At 60.4% G+C, this 16,200-nt stretch carries 18 protein-coding genes; 11 read left to right on the forward strand and 7 right to left on the reverse strand.

Annotated elements, in window-relative coordinates; translation table 11 throughout:
• Positions 1-78 precede the first annotated feature (78 nt).
• On the reverse strand, positions 79-2,061 hold the full coding sequence (locus tag GGD53_RS09835; protein ID WP_184455371.1) for a protein-L-isoaspartate(D-aspartate) O-methyltransferase: 1,983 nt from the start codon (positions 2,059-2,061) through the stop codon (positions 79-81).
• 354 nt (positions 2,062-2,415) lie between these two features.
• Here GGD53_RS09835 and GGD53_RS09840 point away from each other — a divergent pair, with 354 nt between their 5' ends.
• The 3 genes from GGD53_RS09840 to GGD53_RS09850 all read left to right on the forward strand — a co-directional run bounded on the left by GGD53_RS09840 (position 2,416) and on the right by GGD53_RS09850 (position 4,932).
• Positions 2,416-4,314, forward strand: a complete 1,899-nt coding sequence (locus GGD53_RS09840; RefSeq protein WP_184455373.1) for an APC family permease — start codon at positions 2,416-2,418, stop codon at positions 4,312-4,314.
• A gap of 77 nt (positions 4,315-4,391) precedes the next feature.
• Positions 4,392-4,637 (forward strand): hypothetical protein, encoded by a 246-nt coding sequence (locus GGD53_RS09845; protein WP_184455375.1) that lies wholly within the window; start codon positions 4,392-4,394, stop codon positions 4,635-4,637.
• 31 nt (positions 4,638-4,668) lie between these two features.
• Positions 4,669-4,932: a hypothetical protein gene (locus GGD53_RS09850; RefSeq protein ID WP_184455377.1), complete on the forward strand. Its 264-nt coding sequence runs from the start codon at positions 4,669-4,671 to the stop codon at positions 4,930-4,932.
• Positions 4,933-4,983: 51 nt separating this feature from the next.
• Here the strand turns inward: GGD53_RS09850 and GGD53_RS09855 are convergent, their stop codons facing one another.
• Positions 4,984-5,784 (reverse strand): SDR family NAD(P)-dependent oxidoreductase, encoded by an 801-nt coding sequence (locus GGD53_RS09855; RefSeq protein WP_184455379.1) that lies wholly within the window; start codon positions 5,782-5,784, stop codon positions 4,984-4,986.
• An 11-nt stretch (positions 5,785-5,795) separates the two neighbouring features.
• Positions 5,796-6,965 (reverse strand): alcohol dehydrogenase catalytic domain-containing protein, encoded by a 1,170-nt coding sequence (locus tag GGD53_RS09860; protein WP_184455381.1) that lies wholly within the window; start codon positions 6,963-6,965, stop codon positions 5,796-5,798.
• Between the two features lie 223 nt (positions 6,966-7,188).
• On the opposite strand from GGD53_RS09860, the gene GGD53_RS09865 reads away from it, so the two are divergent.
• Positions 7,189-7,395, forward strand: coding sequence for a hypothetical protein (locus GGD53_RS09865; RefSeq protein WP_184455383.1), 207 nt, complete (start codon positions 7,189-7,191; stop codon positions 7,393-7,395).
• A gap of 18 nt (positions 7,396-7,413) precedes the next feature.
• On the opposite strand, the gene GGD53_RS09870 is transcribed toward GGD53_RS09865, so the two are convergent.
• Both GGD53_RS09870 and GGD53_RS09875 read right to left on the reverse strand, forming a co-directional pair.
• Complete coding sequence (locus GGD53_RS09870; RefSeq protein ID WP_184455385.1) at positions 7,414-8,136, reverse strand: metallophosphoesterase family protein; 723 nt, start codon at positions 8,134-8,136, stop codon at positions 7,414-7,416.
• Between the two features lie 9 nt (positions 8,137-8,145).
• Positions 8,146-8,907, reverse strand: coding sequence for a nucleotidyltransferase family protein (locus GGD53_RS09875; RefSeq protein ID WP_432443123.1), 762 nt, complete (start codon positions 8,905-8,907; stop codon positions 8,146-8,148).
• Between GGD53_RS09875 and GGD53_RS31435 the strand changes: the two genes are divergently transcribed.
• From GGD53_RS31435 to GGD53_RS09890, 4 genes are read left to right on the forward strand one after another with little or no spacing between them, the layout of a single operon-like run.
• The gene (locus GGD53_RS31435; protein WP_210303162.1) at positions 8,906-9,106 is read left to right on the forward strand and encodes a hypothetical protein; all 201 of its coding nucleotides are present in this window, start codon (positions 8,906-8,908) and stop codon (positions 9,104-9,106) included. The two genes, GGD53_RS09875 and GGD53_RS31435, sit on opposite strands and share 2 nt — an antisense overlap.
• Positions 9,107-9,149: 43 nt before the next feature.
• Positions 9,150-9,371 carry a hypothetical protein gene (locus GGD53_RS09880; protein ID WP_184455390.1) on the forward strand — a complete coding sequence of 74 codons (222 nt, stop codon included), beginning with the start codon at positions 9,150-9,152 and terminating at the stop codon, positions 9,369-9,371.
• On the forward strand, positions 9,368-9,565 hold the full coding sequence (locus GGD53_RS09885) for a hypothetical protein (RefSeq protein WP_184455392.1): 198 nt from the start codon (positions 9,368-9,370) through the stop codon (positions 9,563-9,565). Before GGD53_RS09880 ends, GGD53_RS09885 begins: the two co-directional genes overlap by 4 nt.
• The gene (locus GGD53_RS09890; protein ID WP_166486940.1) at positions 9,562-9,732 is read left to right on the forward strand and encodes a hypothetical protein; all 171 of its coding nucleotides are present in this window, start codon (positions 9,562-9,564) and stop codon (positions 9,730-9,732) included. The genes GGD53_RS09885 and GGD53_RS09890 overlap by 4 nt, the downstream gene beginning before the upstream one ends.
• 4 nt (positions 9,733-9,736) lie before the next feature.
• Here the strand turns inward: GGD53_RS09890 and GGD53_RS09895 are convergent, their stop codons facing one another.
• A complete protein-coding gene (locus GGD53_RS09895; protein WP_184455394.1) occupies positions 9,737-10,762 on the reverse strand; it encodes a Gfo/Idh/MocA family protein in 1,026 nt (341 codons plus the stop codon).
• The gene (locus tag GGD53_RS09900; RefSeq protein WP_184455395.1) at positions 10,759-11,748 is read right to left on the reverse strand and encodes an MDR/zinc-dependent alcohol dehydrogenase-like family protein; all 990 of its coding nucleotides are present in this window, start codon (positions 11,746-11,748) and stop codon (positions 10,759-10,761) included. The genes GGD53_RS09895 and GGD53_RS09900 overlap by 4 nt, the downstream gene beginning before the upstream one ends.
• Before the next feature lie 198 nt (positions 11,749-11,946).
• Between GGD53_RS09900 and GGD53_RS09905 the strand changes: the two genes are divergently transcribed.
• From GGD53_RS09905 to GGD53_RS09915, 3 genes are read left to right on the forward strand one after another with little or no spacing between them, the layout of a single operon-like run.
• Entirely contained in the window at positions 11,947-13,050 is a 1,104-nt protein-coding gene (locus GGD53_RS09905) for an NAD-dependent epimerase/dehydratase family protein (protein ID WP_184455397.1), read from the forward strand.
• On the forward strand, positions 13,047-15,089 hold the full coding sequence (locus GGD53_RS09910) for an NAD-dependent epimerase/dehydratase family protein (protein WP_184455400.1): 2,043 nt from the start codon (positions 13,047-13,049) through the stop codon (positions 15,087-15,089). The genes GGD53_RS09905 and GGD53_RS09910 overlap by 4 nt, the downstream gene beginning before the upstream one ends.
• 38 nt (positions 15,090-15,127) lie before the next feature.
• Positions 15,128-16,198: a glycosyltransferase family 4 protein gene (locus GGD53_RS09915; protein WP_184455692.1), complete on the forward strand. Its 1,071-nt coding sequence runs from the start codon at positions 15,128-15,130 to the stop codon at positions 16,196-16,198.
• Positions 16,199-16,200: the final 2 nt, after the last annotated feature.

Consider the following 16,200-nt stretch of genomic DNA (forward strand, 5'->3'; position numbering starts at 1 on the left):
CCAAACTTGCGGACAGGCGCAGAGTTCCCGCCTTATCGCGTTGTTGATGATCGCTGTCCGTTCGACAGAGGCCGGGTCTTAGAGCCCAAAGGGAAAAGTTTCCGGATCCGAGGTGCCGGACTCCGGTGCCGTGAGCGGTGAAAGCGCCCGGGTTTTATCGAACCAGAGAAATGCATCATATTGCCGCGACAGCGATGTCGACATGTAATGGCTCAGCCGTTCGGTTTCCGGCCGGTAGATGACCCCGATGAAGCGCTGAAGCCGCTGTTCGACGAGGCTTGCATGCAATTCCTTATCGGCCGCGAGGTCGAGGAGAAATCGCGGCTTTTCGGAGTCGTGACAGAGGCGCTCGTAGCTTTGCGGCAGGGACGGATTGACTTGCTTCTTCTGGGCCTGTCCATCCCAGTCGTCTGCCGCAATCACCTCGCCGGAATGCGTTCCCAGTCCTATGAGGCTTGTCATTCCATCGAAACGCTGCCGGCACAGCTGGCCAAGGTTCAGCTCGTCGCGGGCGGTCGCCATATCGGTATAGCGGGCATCGCCGATATGCGAGTTGTGCGCCCATATGATGATCTTTGCCGTCGGACCGTGGAAGTCGAGGAGGTGCTCGATGGTATCGGCCATGTAGGTGTCGCGGAGATTCCAGGCTTGAGAACCGCCGTAATACATGATCCGGTAATACCGCTCGGCTGCGGCAAGCAACCGCGCCGACTGGGCGGCGTTCAGAAAGTCATGACCGTCTGAGGCGGCGGCGTCCAGGGATCGCGCCAGGAGCTCCGTGCATTGCTTCAGCACCGCCTCCTCGCATGACCTATAGGCATCGGTAAGCACGGCCCGGCCATAAGTCGCCGGATCGCTCTGCCAGGGGCTGAGGCAGCCGTAGCGTTCCCTGGCAATCTCGGCGGCTTCCGGGCTGACATTTTCGAGATAGTCGAGGACGGAGCGGATCGATCCTGACATGTTGTAGAGATCCAGGCCGTAGAACCGGACCGGATCGGCGTGTAAAGCCTTGCGACGCTCGTTATCCCCCTTCAGCCAGCCGAGGAATCGCGAAAATTCCAGGTTCCGCCACATCCACCTGGGAAAACGGCTGAACGGCGGATCGCCTTTCGACGGCTGGCCGTTTATCCAGCGGTCGACCGCCGCGGCATCCGGCCAATCCGCCTCGACCGCCACCATATTAAACCCGTGATGTTCGATCAGGTGACGGCTGATGGCAGCGCGCGCCTCGTAAAATTCGGCCGTGCCATGGGTGGATTCACCCAGCAGAACGATGCGGCTTTCGCCAAATCGATCGAAAAGGGCGGCAAAGCTCCGGTCGTCGACCGCGGGAAATTCTTCCGCCACAGCCGCGATGAGTTTGTAAGGCATTTCCTCCATGCGCGATGACGGGGCTGCCGCGGTGTACATCGGATGTGCGGCAGTCCAGGCATCCTCGCCGATCAGGGGCACGAAGAAGACGCCGCCGAGATCCTCCTCCTCGAAGCTAGTTGCACCGGTGCGCGTGATGCGTTTCAGGCGCTGCTCGTCATCTCGGCCGACCGGGATGACGAGCCGCCCTCCGAGATCCAGCTGCTCCTTCAAGGCGGCCGGCACCTCGGGTGCGCCCGCCGAAACGATAATGGCATCGAAGGGAGCGGCTTTGGCCCAGCCCTTGCTGCCGTCGCCCACTCGGACGTCGATGTTGCGGTATCCGAGCTTCTCGAATCGCTCCCGAGCCTGAACCGCCAGCCTTTCATGCCGTTCAATGGAATAGACGTGTCTTGCGATCCGGCTGATGAGGGCCGAGGCGTAGCCGGAACCGGTTCCGACCTCCAGAACCTTGTCGCCAGCGTCCAGATCGGCTTTTTCGATCATCAGGGCGACGATGTAAGGCTGCGAAATTGTTTGCCCCTCGCCGATCGATAACGGCGCATCCTCATAGGCGAATTCCTCGAAACCAGGATCGACGAATTTTTCGCGCGGCACCATCCGCATCGCCCTGGTGACGCCTCGATCGCGAATGCCGCGACGCATGACGTGATGTTCCACCATGTGGTCTCGGATGCGGGTCATATCCATGGGTCACCTCCAGTCTCGGGGAGAACAGCTGAAAGCAGGTGGTTGTTCCCGGCCAATGCGGCCATGGCCTTGCTAGGCTTACACGCGTTTGCGGTCATGGCTTGCGGGGTTCAACCGGATCGCAGCGCCCGTCAGCTCGGCTAATATCAGGCGCGCGTCATAGATGGTCGAGCACAATACTGCACGCAAGGCCGATTGTTCCGCACAATTCGCGAGTTTTGCACTTTCTGAGCGGATGCGATCGGCGACAGAGGGACGGTCAGCTGCCTGGGGCCGTCCATGCCGTTGGCTTCGGGAACCCGAGCCGCCGCTGGTTGTTGGTTATCGCCCCAGCCCCCGGATACGGAATAGAAATTGAACCTCAGCACCCTCCTGTTCGGTCGGCGTCTCGCCAATCGCGAGCACGAAGACAAGAAGATCGGTTGGATAGAAGCCGTGCCCGCCATGGGGCTGGATGGCCTCGGCTCATCATCCTACGGGCCGGAGGCAGCGCTCACCATCCTCATTCCACTCGGCGCGCTTGGCGTTGTCTATATCGGCCCGGTGATCTTCTGTATCGTTGCTCTGCTGGGGGTTCTCTATTTCTCCTACCGGCAGACGCTCGCCGCTTACCCGACGAATGGCGGCGCCTATGTGGTGGCGAAGGAGAATCTCGGAGAATATCCGAGCCTGCTTGCCGCCGCGGCGTTGATGATCGATTACGTCCTGAATGTCGCTGTCGGCGTTTCTGCAGGGGTTGGGGCACTCGTCTCGGCGGTACCGAGCCTTCACCCCTACATTCTGCCCCTCTGCCTTGGCATCGTCCTCCTCGTCATGCTGGCCAATTTGCGAGGAACGGGAGAGGCCGGCTGGCTATTCGCATCGCCGACCTACCTCTTCATCATCTGCTTCCTGGGCGCCATCGGTTTTGGGTTAACCGGGATCGTTCTGGCGGAGAAACCTGCACCCGTCGTCCCGCCGCCTCCGCTCGGTCTGGCAGCACAAGGCGCGACGATATGGATTCTCATGCATGCATTTGCCAGCGGTTGCACGGCGATGACCGGGGTTGAAGCCGTTTCCAACGGAATGGGTTCGTTTCGGCAACCGGTCATGCGCAACGCCTACATCACCCTCACGATTATCGTCGTTATTCTCACGTTGTTGCTCGGCGGCATCGCAACCATCGCCACTGTCTTCGAGATCGGCGCAATGGATCAGACGAAGGAAGGATACCAGAGCGTGTTGTCGCAGCTGGTCGCCGCCGTCGCCGGCCATGGCGCTTTCTACTATATCGCGATGGCAAGCCTTCTCAGCGTTCTTTGCCTATCGGCCAATACCAGCTTTGTCGGCTTTCCACGTCTTTGCCAGATGGTTGCCGCCGACGGTTATCTTCCCAAGGCCTTCGCTCAGCCGGGACGCCGGCTGGTATTTACAGTCGGCATCCTCTTTCTTTCCGGCTTCGCCGCACTGCTTCTGATCGTCTTCGGAGGGATCACCGATCATCTGATCCCGCTCTTTGCAATCGGCGCATTCTTGACGTTCACGATTTCTCAGGCAGGCATGACTGTACATTGGCGCCGTCGATCCAGGGGATACGCGGCAAAACTGACGATGAACGCCGTCGGTGCGGCAGCGACCGGCGTTGCGCTCGTCATCATCCTGACGGCAAAATTTGCGGAAGGCGCGTGGATCACGTTGATTACCGTGCCGCTGACGATCGCCATTCTGAAGTCGATCAAAAACTACTACCGATCGCTTCAGCGCGAGTTGCGCAAACCCGGTCCGATCACCGTCGAAGACGTCGAGCCGCCGACCGTTATCGTTGTCACTGAAACTTGGAACAGATTGAGCGAACGCGCCATCAAGTTTGCATTGACGATCTCGCCTGATGTGGTCGCCGTCCATTTGATCCGTCTCGGTGGACCGGAGCTGGATGAACGTGAAACCGCGCTTCGCGAGGAATGGCGTGTCGAGGTGGAAGAACCGATCGCCGCGCATGGACTGAAGCCGCCCAGACTCATGTTCATCCCCGCACCTTATCGGCAACTGCATGAACCGCTGCTGCGACTGATCGAAAAGCTCGATGCCGATAGTCCGGAACGGCGGGTGGCGGTTCTCATCCCTGAAACGGTTAAAGACAAGTGGTGGCAGAAGTTGCTGCATATGAACAGGGCAGGGCGGCTCAGGGCAAAACTGGTCAAGCTCGGCGGGCCTCGTCTGACCGTAGCAACGGTTCCCTGGCGATTATATCGGGAAGAGCAGGAGGCGGGGTGATCGCTCTTTTGCCCGGTCTGTCTATGGAACTTAGTATAAGAAGCGAAGTTGGACAGGCATCAAGCAAAGAGGCGCCAGTGTCCACCAAACCACTTACCAGCGAACCGGTCGAAGATTTCGTCTCCCGCCTTGAGGCGATGACGGACGACGAGTTGTTCGTGATCATGAATGATCTGGAAAAAGCGAGTGAGGCCGCCAAAGGCGGCGCAGCAGAGGAGATTCTTGCCCGTATCGCTTTGACTGAAAGCGAGATCGAACGGCGCTATCCCGGCCGGTTGCTCGCCCCGTATCGCGACTGGAAGCAAAGACAACCACTCCTGTAAGCACTCGGACATCATGTGAAAGGAAGCTTTAATGAGCAGCTCTGAGACAACGACGGACCACAAGAAAATCCGCAAGTGGGCGGAGGAAAGAGCCGGCAGGCCGGCGGCTATCAGGACCCGCGGCAAGGGCGGCGTTCTCCGGATCGATTTCGGCGAAAAGGAAGAGGAATTCGACGAGATCGACTGGGACGAATTCTTCAAGATCTTCGACGAAAACAAACTCGCCTTTCTCTACCAGGACAAGACCAAGGACGGAAAGACGAGCCGCTTCAACAAATTCGTCGAGCGCGACTGAGCGCTCAACCTCATTGCCTTCTGCTCGCTGCCGTGATGACGGCGGCGTCCGCTATTTTGTGCCCGAACCGGGCTTTGCCACTTTCGAATGCTGATAGGCGAGCACGCTTGCCGGCGTGACATTGGCAACCGCTGCCTGGAGCTTGTTCTTCCAACCGCTCACAACATCGCCTTCGCCGTCCATCATCGCGTCATAGCCGATGCGCGCGACCTCGCCGGCGTCGTCCTTCTTCGACTGACCGATCGCCGTATCCAGAAGGCCGGCGCGTTTGAAGAACTCGGTTTCCGTCGCTCCCGGCATGAGGCAGCTGACGGTGACGCCGGACTCCTTCAACTCCTCGCGCAAGGCGAAGGAGAAGCTGTTGATGAAGGCCTTGGTGGCATTATAGACGGCCTGGTAGGAGCCCGGCATGAATCCGGCGATCGAGCCTGTCAGCAGGATGCGACCCGCGCCGCGGCTACGCATCTGGTTGCCGATCTGATGGATCAGATAGATCGTTCCGGTGATGTTGGTATCGACGACTTTGCGCGCCTCGTTGAAATTCTGATCGAGGAAACCTTCGCCAATGCCGCGGCCGGCATTGGCCATCAAGAGATCGACCGAACGGCCGCTGGCGGTGATGCGCTCGGTCAGCCGGTCGACGCCTTCAAGCGTCGAAAGGTCGGCCTCGACAGCATCGACCGACGTGCCGAACGCCTTGAGATCTGCGGCTGCGTGGCTGATCCGCTCCTCGTCGGCGACAACGATGAGATCATACCCGTCACGGGCCGCACACTTCGCCAGTTCGTATCCGATGCCGGTGGAGGCGCCGGTGACGACGGCCAGGCCTTTGCCTGGTTCATCAGGAGCCATCATGTTTCTCCTTAAGGTTTGAGAACGACCTTGATGCATCCGTCCTGCTTGTCGCGGAACGTCTTGTAGAGGGTCGGACCGTCTTCCAGCGTGCCGCGATGGGTGATGACGAAGGACGGGTCGATGTCGCCCTTTTCAATACGCTCCATCAGGATCGGCAGATAACGCTGGACCGGCGTCTGCGCCATCTTGAAGGTCAGGCCCCGATTGATTGCCGAACCCATCGGGATCTTGTCGAGAAAACCGCCATAGACGCCGACGATAGAGACCGTGCCGAAGTTGCGGCAGCATTGGATTGCCTGACGCAGCACATGCGGGCGGTCGGTTCCCATGAACATGGCGACCTTGATGCGATCGAGGCGCGAATCCCAGCTGGCAGCCGCCTCGGCTTCGGTTCCCACCGCGTCGATGCAGGCATCCGCACCGCGGCCATCGGTCAATTCCATGATCTGGTCGTAGACGTCCTTGTCCATGAAATCGAGGGTGACGGCGCCGGCCGCTTCAGCAAGCGCCATCCGCTCGGGCACTGCATCGATGGCGATCACCCGTTGGGCGCCAAGCAGGAAGGCCGAGCGTATTGCCATCTGGCCGACCGGGCCGCAGCCCCAGATCGCGATCGTATCGCCGGGCTGGATGTTGCAGAAATCGGCTGCCATATAACCGGTCGGGAAAATATCGGAAAGGAAGAGCACCTGCTCGTCGGAAAGCCCTGCCGGCACTTTGACCGGCCCGATATTGGCATAGGGCACGCGCAGATATTCCGCCTGTCCGCCGGCATAGCCGCCGAGCAGATGCGAGTAGCCGAACAGGCCCGCCGGCGAATTGCCCCAGAGTTTCGTAACCTTGGCTCGATCGGGATTGGAGCGCTCGCAGCCGGAATAGAAGCCGCGCTTGCAGAAGAAACATTCGCCGCAGGAAATGGTAAAGGGCACGACGACGCGGTCGCCGACCTTCAGCTTGGCATTGTCCTTTCCGACTTCCACCACTTCGCCCACCGTCTCATGACCCATGACGTCGCCGCTGTGCATCTCCGGCATGACGCCGTCGTAGAGATGCAGATCCGATCCGCAGATCGCACAGGCCGTGACCTTGATGATGGCATCGCGCCCGTCCTGGATCTGAGGATCGGGAACGCTGTCACAGCGGATGTCGTGCTTGCCGTGCCACGTCAGAGCTCTCACGGGTGGTTCCTCTCGCCCGATGCGCAGATTCAAGGTGTTAGCGCGCCGTTGAGCGTCCGAAAGGACGCGCAACGCTCTAATGGCGCTTCAACCTCAGCTTCGGAGAAATGTTCCCGGCAATGCAGGGCTTTCATGGTGACGGGTTCATGGGTCGCTTCAGGGGAACCAGGGGCTACGCAGTGAGTTCACTCCGGAAGGGTCGCAACGTTTCAAGGAGAAAATCATGACCTCCCCCAAACATGCCAAGACCACCAAGCCTAGCGATATCGACCTTTCGGACGACCTGGGCATCAGCCGTTCGCGTGGCATCGTCTCGCCGCCGGACGACGAAATGATGCAGGCCGAAAACACCGTCGAAGGCGATACAGCCAACGATACGACGCCGCAGGGCGGTGTGGATCCACGCCATCGTGGACGCACCAACAAATAGTCGTGGCGCTCGGCCCGGTCAGAGATCAAGCAACGCGTAAGTCTTGCCGGTGGGTTTCTCGATATGGGCCGCGACATTGTAGACGGGGGCGCCGCCCGGCGTGCGGCCCTCATAGGATCCGCGGTGGGCATGACCGTGTACGACCGCATTGACGCGGAATCGGTCGATCGTTTCGGCCAGCCGTGAAGAGCCGAGAAACGGATAGATTTCCAGGGGCTCGCCGACCACTGTTTCGGCAATCGGCGCGTAGTGCAGGATAACAAGGGAACGATCGGAGCGGACCTGGCGCATCGCGTTTTCCAAGCGCATCGATTCCTCGACGCTTTCGGCGACCATCGCCTTGATCGCCGCCTCGCCGAACGAGCCGAGCATGTGCCGCCCGAAACCGCCGGCAAAGCCCTTGACGCCGACGAAACCGACGCCGGCGACTTCGGCCGCCTGGCCGTTGAGCAGTTTCACGCCGGCATCGGTCAGGACCCGGCAGACGTCATCGACCTGGCCGCTCTCGTGATCATGGTTGCCGAGGACGGCGACGGTCGGCACCGTGCAATGGCGCAGATCGCTCGCAAGCAGCTCGGCCTCCTTGGGCTTGCCGAGATCGGTGAGGTCGCCGGCGATGACGAGAACGTCGGCCACGGAGGAGATCTCCGCGAACAGATCCTTGTAGGACTTCGCACCATCTTCGGTCATATGAAGATCGGCAACCGCCGCAATTCTCACGCTCTTTCGCTGATCATCCATCAGGTTCTCCTAATCTCCTCGCAGTTCACCTTCGCCGCCGACATCGGCAAAACCCCACTCCCTCACGTCGATTTCGAAATCCACGCGGGAATACATGCGGCCGCGGCATATTTTCATTTGCGGCAGCGGCAGCTCCTGCTGCGCCTTGAGCCGGTCCAGCAGCTCTTCCAGCAGCCACTGCGGAATCTTGTCTCGCTCGGTCGGGTAGATCCACCTGAAATTGAGGAGATGGATGAGAAGGACTTCCCAGTGGACTTCCAGATAAGCCAGCAATTTGCGCCAATCGATGGAATCATGTGCCTTCAAGATGACGTGCGCAATATCGGCGCCGTCATAACGGTGGCGCAACTGGACAAAGCACTTCGACCAGACCAGTTCGGTCGGGCTGACGATCCTGACCGTGTGGCCGCACATCTTGACCCTGCGCGCATCCTCGAACCAGTCGTCGCCGACCGGCATCGTTCCGTTGGAGGAGGCAAAGATGACGTCGAAGAAATGGTTGCCCTTGAAGACCTTTCCGAGCCAGCGCTCGTCTTCGACTTCGACCGTGTAACCCTTTGCCTTGAAGTGGCCGAGGATGCGCGCGTAGTCGCCCGCTTTGCAAAATATGTCGAAGTCCTTCGTCTGGCGCGAAATGCCCGTATAGGCGCAGACAGCATAGGTGCCGGCGACTAGAAACGGGATCTGCGATCCGACCAGTTCTCGCACGGCCTGGGTCACGAACGGCTCGGCGTCTGGATCGATGAGTTCCGGAACCGCCTTCACTTTCATGAGCGTATTGTTGCTTTTGTCTCTTTCGGCACTTCGAGCGGTCATCGTCGATCCCAGCATTGATACGAAAAGCAACACCTGGATGGCTTCTATGTTCCGCCGCGCCCGTCCGGGCGATGAAGCTGCGGTAATGACAGGGGCCGACGAAAGCTCTCGAATCATCCGGAACTTCGCTACCGGCGCGTCGTTTGGACCATAACAAGCATCGCAGAAACGTTCCCGAGATCTGAACGGAGGATGTCATGGACAAGCGAGCGAAAATATCTACCGGCACCAACGACAGGCCCAGAAACGAGACCATTGCTGAAAGCGGCCCCGGCATTCCCGACGATAGCGGCCGGATGGTTGAGGTGCCGGATGTGGAAGCAAGGCGTATGAAAGCATCGCTGCTGCGCGATCGGCTCGACGAACTCAAGGAGAAGCTCGATGAAGAGACCGAGCTTCCGCAAAGGGGTTCGCCATGAGCGAGGTGAGGAAAGGCGGCCTCAACCCTTCAGGAATGAGCCACGATAACTCCAAACCGCCGCGGCGCATGATGATATTCGTCGTCACCATATTCCTGATCGCCTGCCTTGTCGCACTCGCATTCACATGGATGAGGCATCCCGGCGAACCGGACAAGACATCACCTGCGGCGACGACGGAGCAGACACGATGAGCGAGGGGGATAGAGATCCTGTTCAGCGGCCGTCGTCCTCTTCCGTAGGCAAGCGCACCAGGCTCAATGCCGGCAGAATAGCCCTGATCCTGGTCGGGACGGTCGCCGTTGTCGCATTCACCCTTTATGCGACAATTGTTCTCTACGGGCTCATCAAGGGCTCCTGATCGATCACATGCCGGCGCCATAGATGCCGTCGATCGCTTCCGCGACCGCGATGAAATTCTCGGACGCGGGATCGTAGCGCTGGCCTCCGGCGAGCTTTCTTGCCCAATCTACGGCAGCCCGTCCGCCCCAGTCGTCGGGAGGGATGGCCAGAGTTTCTCTCGAAGTGCCGGACATCCTGACGGCCGTAAAATCGTAGAATGAGCCATCGACATTCCTGAAGGAGGCGCCTCCCTCGGTTCCGAAGAAATCGGCGCCGATCTCGGCGTCACAGCCGGCGTTGAGGCGCCAGGAGCATGTCAGTCGGATGATTTCGCCGCCGGCAAGCGTCAGCGTTGCGGCCGCAAAATCCTCGACCTGACCTTTGTTTTCAAGCCGTTTCCCGCCCGCTCTCAAGCCGCTCGTGACGTTGGTGACGGAAGGAAAATCGAGGCACCATAAGGCCAGATCGACGAGGTGGACCCCGAGATCGATGACACAGCCGCCGCCGGACTGGTGCTTGTCATAGAACCAGGGCTTGTCAGGGCCAAAGGCGTTATGAAAGGTCAGATCGGCGGCAAAGATCTTTCCAAGAGCATTCGAACGGATGAGCTGCCGGATCTGCTGCATGCCTTGCGTGTGTCGATAGGAAAGATCGACGCCAAGCAGCCTGTCGGCGGTTCTGGAAGCATCGACAACAGCCCCGACCTCGGATGCCGTTCGGCCAAGCGGCTTCTGGCAGAAGACGGCAAAGCCTGCCCCGAGGGCGCGGATGGACTGTTCGGCATGTGCGGCGCTCGGCGTCGCAATGACGATTCCGTCGAGCTCCAGGTCAAGCAACGCGTCCAGATCGGAAACGATCATGGCATCGGGGGCCAGTGCCGCGGCCTCCCGCGCCATGTCTGCGGAAGGATCGGCGATAGCGACGGCTTTGGCCACGCCGCTCTCGAGGATCGCTTTCATTCGATGCCGGCCGATCCACCCTACGCCGAGAAAGCCGAGCTTCAGCCGTTTGGCGGTCGCCGCATTACCCTCGGAAATCAACACATTCATGAATATTGCACCAAAGCCTTGAGAAAACCGTCCGGCCGGTCGCGCGTCGTGTTGAGGGCGTCGTCCAGCCTCTCCAGCGGATAGATATGCGTGTAGAGCGGCTGCGGATCGATGCGGCCCTGGCGCACGGCTTCTATGGCGTCGCGAATGCCTTTGATATAGACGGCCGGCTCGCGCTCATGAGCGTTGATGACGTCGAGCCCGCGCCAGTTCCAAAGCTGCATGTTGATTTGACGAGGCCCGTCCTGGTGATAACCGGCGATGATCAGTCGCCCCCGTTCCTTCGTAAGCTCGCCCGCCAGGTCGAGCGGCCATTGTTTGCCGACGGCTTCGATGACGCAGTCGCAGAATTTTCCGCCCGTAAGTGCTTTGACGCGCTCGATGATGCGCCAATGATCGTCCATCGGAATGGTCTCGGCCGCTCCCATCTCTCTCGCCACCTCAAGGGAATAGGGCCGGCGCGAGATGGCGATCACCCTTGCGCCGGCTGCCGCGGCAAGGCGGGTGAGGAGGGCGCCCAAGAATCCGATGCCGATGATGGCGACGGTGTGGCCGCGCTCGATGTTGCTGCGGCCGAAGATGTTCATGGCGCAGCCGAGCGGTTCGCCCGGAAAGGGCTTGCCATCCAATTCTTTCGGCAGTGATGCGACCATGGAGGCTTCGGCAATGTCGTGCGTGGCGTAGGCATGATAGGAAAGAGCAGCAACCCGCTCTCCGATCTGAATCCCCGTGACATCGGCGCCAATGGCGTCGACAATACCCCAGCCCTCGTGGCCTAGCCCACCTGCCTCGGTGGGGAACGTCATCCAGTCCGGTCCGGCCCAGGGCGTGAGGTTCGAGGCGCAGACGCCGCATCCTTCCAGTTTAACCCTGACCTGGCCCGGACCAGGTTCGGGCAGGGGGCGGGTCTCCACCGAGATATGTCCGGGGCCGGTGACGATGGCAGCCCGCATGAGCCCGGCCTTCTGTGTCGCCGCAATGTCCATGAGATGTCCTCCATGTGGCACCCCTAGAACAATAGGCCTCCTGAAGAGTTCCGGTAGAGCTCAAAGAAGTCATTGATGATGAAGTCAATAAAGATGTCATTGAAGCAGGAAAGATGTCATTGAAGCAGGAACTTTTCCATCCGCGTTCGGTTCGGCGCCTATCTCCGAAGCAAATTATTCAACCGGACGGATCTCATAATGACGATTTTGATAACTGGCGGGTGCGGCTTCATTGGTCGCCACGTTGCTGAAGAACTTCTGAACAACGGCTATGAGGTGCGCATCCTCGATGCGCTGATCGACCAGGTGCATGGCGATGCCGAAGTCAGCGTGCCTGATGGAGCCGAGATTATTCAAGGCGACGTCAGAGACAAGGACGCCGTGCGGGCGGCGCTTGCCGGTGTGAACGGCGTCATCCATCTCGCTGCCGAAGTAGGCGTCGGACAGTCGATGTACGAAATTGCCCGCTATGTCGGCTGCAACGACCTCGGCACGGCGGTGCTCCTCGAAGCCATGATCGGCCTTCCCGTCAAGACGATCGTCGTCGCCTCATCGATGAGTGTCTATGGAGAAGGGCTCTATCGGACTGGGGATGGAAAGCGGCTCGGCTATGTCAGGCGACGCATGCAGCATGTCAAGCAGGGCCAGTGGGATCCGCTTGATCGGGACAACCAGCCGCTGACTCCGGTCGCCACCGATGAGGAGAAACCGGTCGATCTTGCGTCCATTTACGCTTTGACGAAATACGCCCAGGAGAGGCAGGTTCTGATTTTCGGTGAAGCCTACGGCCTGGATGCCGTCGCGCTGCGTCTCTTCAACGTGTTCGGTGCTGGCCAGGCGCTTTCCAATCCTTACACCGGCGTGCTCGCCAATTTCGGTTCGCGCCTCGCCAACGGCCAGCCGCCGATGATCTTCGAGGACGGCAGGCAGCGGCGCGATTTCGTCCATGTCCGCGATGTGGCGACAGCCTTTCGCCTGGCGCTCGAAAAACCCGCGGCAGCCGGCCACGTGATCAATATCGGCAGCGGCCAGGCCTATTCGATCGCCGATGTCGCGACGCTTCTCGCCGATGCCATGGGCGTGCCCGAGATTGGCCCGGACATCATGAACAAGGCGCGTTCGGGAGACATCCGCAATTGCTTCGCCGACATTTCCAAGGCGCGCGAACTGCTCGGCTTCGAACCGAAATATCGTCTCGAAAATACCCTCGCTCCCTTCGCCGAATGGGTGCGGCAGACGGGGGCGGTCGACCGTGGCGCCGAAATGAAGCGGCAACTGGAAGAGCGGGGGCTGGTTTCATGAACAAGGCCGGTGCTCGAGCATCCGATCACCAGGAGACGAGGCGGTTCGGTTTCGTCGAATGGTTCCGGCCCGGAGAATATGAGCGGGCTGAAGCCGCGTTGCCGGATATTCTGGAAAGCGGCGCCAGTTATCTCCGTACGCATCTTTCCTGGGCCGAATATCTGGCCCCTGGCGGCCAGCAATGGTTCGATTGGCTGATCCCGCGTATCGGCAGCGAAATCGATCTTCTGCCGTGCATACATTATACGCCGCCCTCTCTGTCCCGGACGGGCAGGTCTTCGGGCCCGCCGGTCGATCTCAAATCCTATGCCGATTTCGTCGATCACATCCTGACGCGCTATGGCCGCTATATCAGTCATATCGAGCTCTGGAACGAGCCGAACAACCTGCTTGACTGGGACTGGCGCCACGACAGCGACTTCCTGCTTTTCTGCGAAATGGTCGGGAGCGCCGCCTACTGGGCGAAGCAGAGGGGCTACAAACCTGTGCTTGGCGGCCCGTGCCCCTTCGATCCCTATTGGCTCAATCTGATGGGCACGCGCGGCGTACTCGGCGTCGTCGACGCAGTCGGCTTCCACGGCTTCCCTGGAACCTGGGACAGTGAGGAGGCAAGCTGGGGCGGCTGGGACATGCATCTCGGAGAGATGCGTGGGATTATCGATCGTTATAATGCCGATGCAGAAATATGGATCACCGAAACCGGCTACTCGACCTGGCGCAATGACGAGATCGAACAGGCGCGGCGCTTTATCAGGGCGCTGAACGTGCCGGCCGATCGCATGTACTGGTATTCATGGCGCGATGTGCCGCCGGATGTTCCGGTTCAGGAAGGCCTGTGGTTCGATCCCAGGCATTATCATCTGGGTGCTGTCGGTCACGACAATAAACCGAAGCTGCTTGCCCGCCTTCTCACGGAAGGAGGCGTCAAGAGGCTGGAGGAGGTCGCGGCCCTTGCCGCTCCCAATGTCGCCTCCGGCGCCGCGCCGATCGTCGTCACCGGCGGCAGCGGGTTTGTCGGCTGCAATCTCGCCGACCGCCTGCTCAGCGACGGCGAGGACGTCATCATTCTCGACAATCTGGCACGGTCGGGGGTCGATCAGAATCTCTCCTGGCTGAAAGAGCGGCATGGCGGGCGGGTGCATCCGGTCCTCGCCGACGTTCGCGACCTGCTAGGCATCGAAGCAGCCTTCAGGGATGCCAAGGCAGTGTTCCACTATGCTGCGCAGACGGCGGTGACCACCAGTCTCGTCGACCCGCTGGAGGATTTCGAAACGAACGCGCGCGGCACGCTCAATGTGCTGGAATCGGTTCGCAGGGCAGGCAAACGGGCTCCGGTCATCTTCGCCAGCACCAATAAGGTCTATGGCGCTCTCGACGATCTCGGCATGATCGAACTCGATGATCGTTATCTTCCCGAAGACGAGACCATCAGGACGCAAGGGATCGGCGAGGACCGGCCCCTCGATTTCTGCACGCCTTACGGATGTTCGAAGGGCGTGGCCGACCAGTATATCCTCGACTACGCGAAATCCTACGGCATCCCTGCCGCCGTCCTGCGGATGAGCTGCATTTATGGACCGCGCCAGTTCGGCACCGAGGACCAGGGCTGGGTGGCGCATTTCCTGATCCGTGCGCTCGGCGGCGAACCCATTTCCATCTACGGCGACGGCAAACAGGTTCGCGATATTCTCCATGTCGATGATGCCGTCGCTGCCTATCGGCTGCTGCTTTCCAATATTGAGCGGGTCAGCGGCAGAGCCTTCAACCTCGGCGGCGGGCCGCGTAACGCCGTCAGCGTCCTCGCGGTGTTGCGCGAGATCGAAGAGCTTGCGGGCCGTCCTCTCGAAACCAGTTTTGGCCCATGGCGCGCCGGCGATCAACTCTATTTCGTGGCCGACACGACGAAGCTTGAACGGGAAACCGGCTGGCAAGCCGGAATCGGATGGCGTCATGGTTTGCGGCACCTCGCCGAATGGCTGATCGCCCATCGTTTCGGCGGCCGGCAGGTCCGCAGGGAAAAGCGGAAGGCATCGGCATGAGCGAACATGGACGAAGCAAGGGGCACCGCCGCGTGCTGATGACGGTTGACGCCATCGGCGGCGTCTGGCGCTACGCCATGGACTTGGGCGCAGCCCTGAAATCGAATAATATCGAGGTTGTCTTTGCGGGGCTGGGGTCTTTCCCGGCAGACGACAAGGTCGCCGAGGCCGGCCGGGTCGGCAAGCTCGTCTGGCTGGATGCGCCGCTCGACTGGACGGTCGAGAATGAAGAGGCAGTTGCCGAAGTTCCGCGGCTGATCGCCGATCTCGCGCGCCGCGAACAGGCCGATCTTCTGCATCTCAATCTGCCGTCGCAGGCGGCGGGCATGGAAACAAACCTGCCGATTGCCGTGGTTTGCCATTCCTGTGTCGTCACTTGGTTTGCCGCCGTCCGCGGAAGTGAAGTGCCAAAGGACTGGCAATGGCAGTACAGGCTGAACCAGGAGGGCTTTGCATGTGCGGACGCCGTGATCGCGCCAAGCCGCAGCCATGCGAGAGCGATGGAAGCGGCCTATGGAACCATCGGAAATCTGCAGGTCGTTCACAACGCCAGCGCCCTTGAGGCTTCCGACGAGCCCAAGCAGGACTTTGTTCTTGCCGCCGGGCGCTGGTGGGACGACGGCAAAAACGGCGCCGTGTTGGATAAGGCTGCAGCTATGACGCGATGGACGGTGGCGGCGGCCGGCGCGACCACCGGCCCGAACGGCCAGACCATGCGATTTCGCCATGCCGATTACCGAGGCGAGCTTTCGCATCAGCGGATGAGCGCCTTGACGCTGCAGGCGGCCATCGTGGCCTCGCCGTCCCTCTATGAGCCGTTCGGTCTTGCCGCTCTCGAGGCGGCGCGGGCGGGCGCGGCCTTGGTGCTTTCTGATATCCCCACCTATCGCGAGATATGGGACGGAGCCGCTCTTTTTGCCGATCCGCATCGTCCCGAGATCTTCGCCAATGCTTTCAATACGCTTGCCGACGATCCGCAGCTGCGCGCTGCGTTCGGACGAAAAGCGCGTGCCAGGTCCGCCGGCTTCAGCGTCGAGGCTCAGGCAGAGGCGATGTGCTCGATCTATTCCGGCATGTCCGCCCGCGATTTTTCAACAGCGGCGGAGTGATC

The sequence above is a fragment of the Rhizobium aethiopicum genome, from assembly GCF_014197535.1.
GTDB classification, from domain to species: Bacteria; Pseudomonadota; Alphaproteobacteria; order Rhizobiales; family Rhizobiaceae; genus Rhizobium; species Rhizobium aethiopicum_A.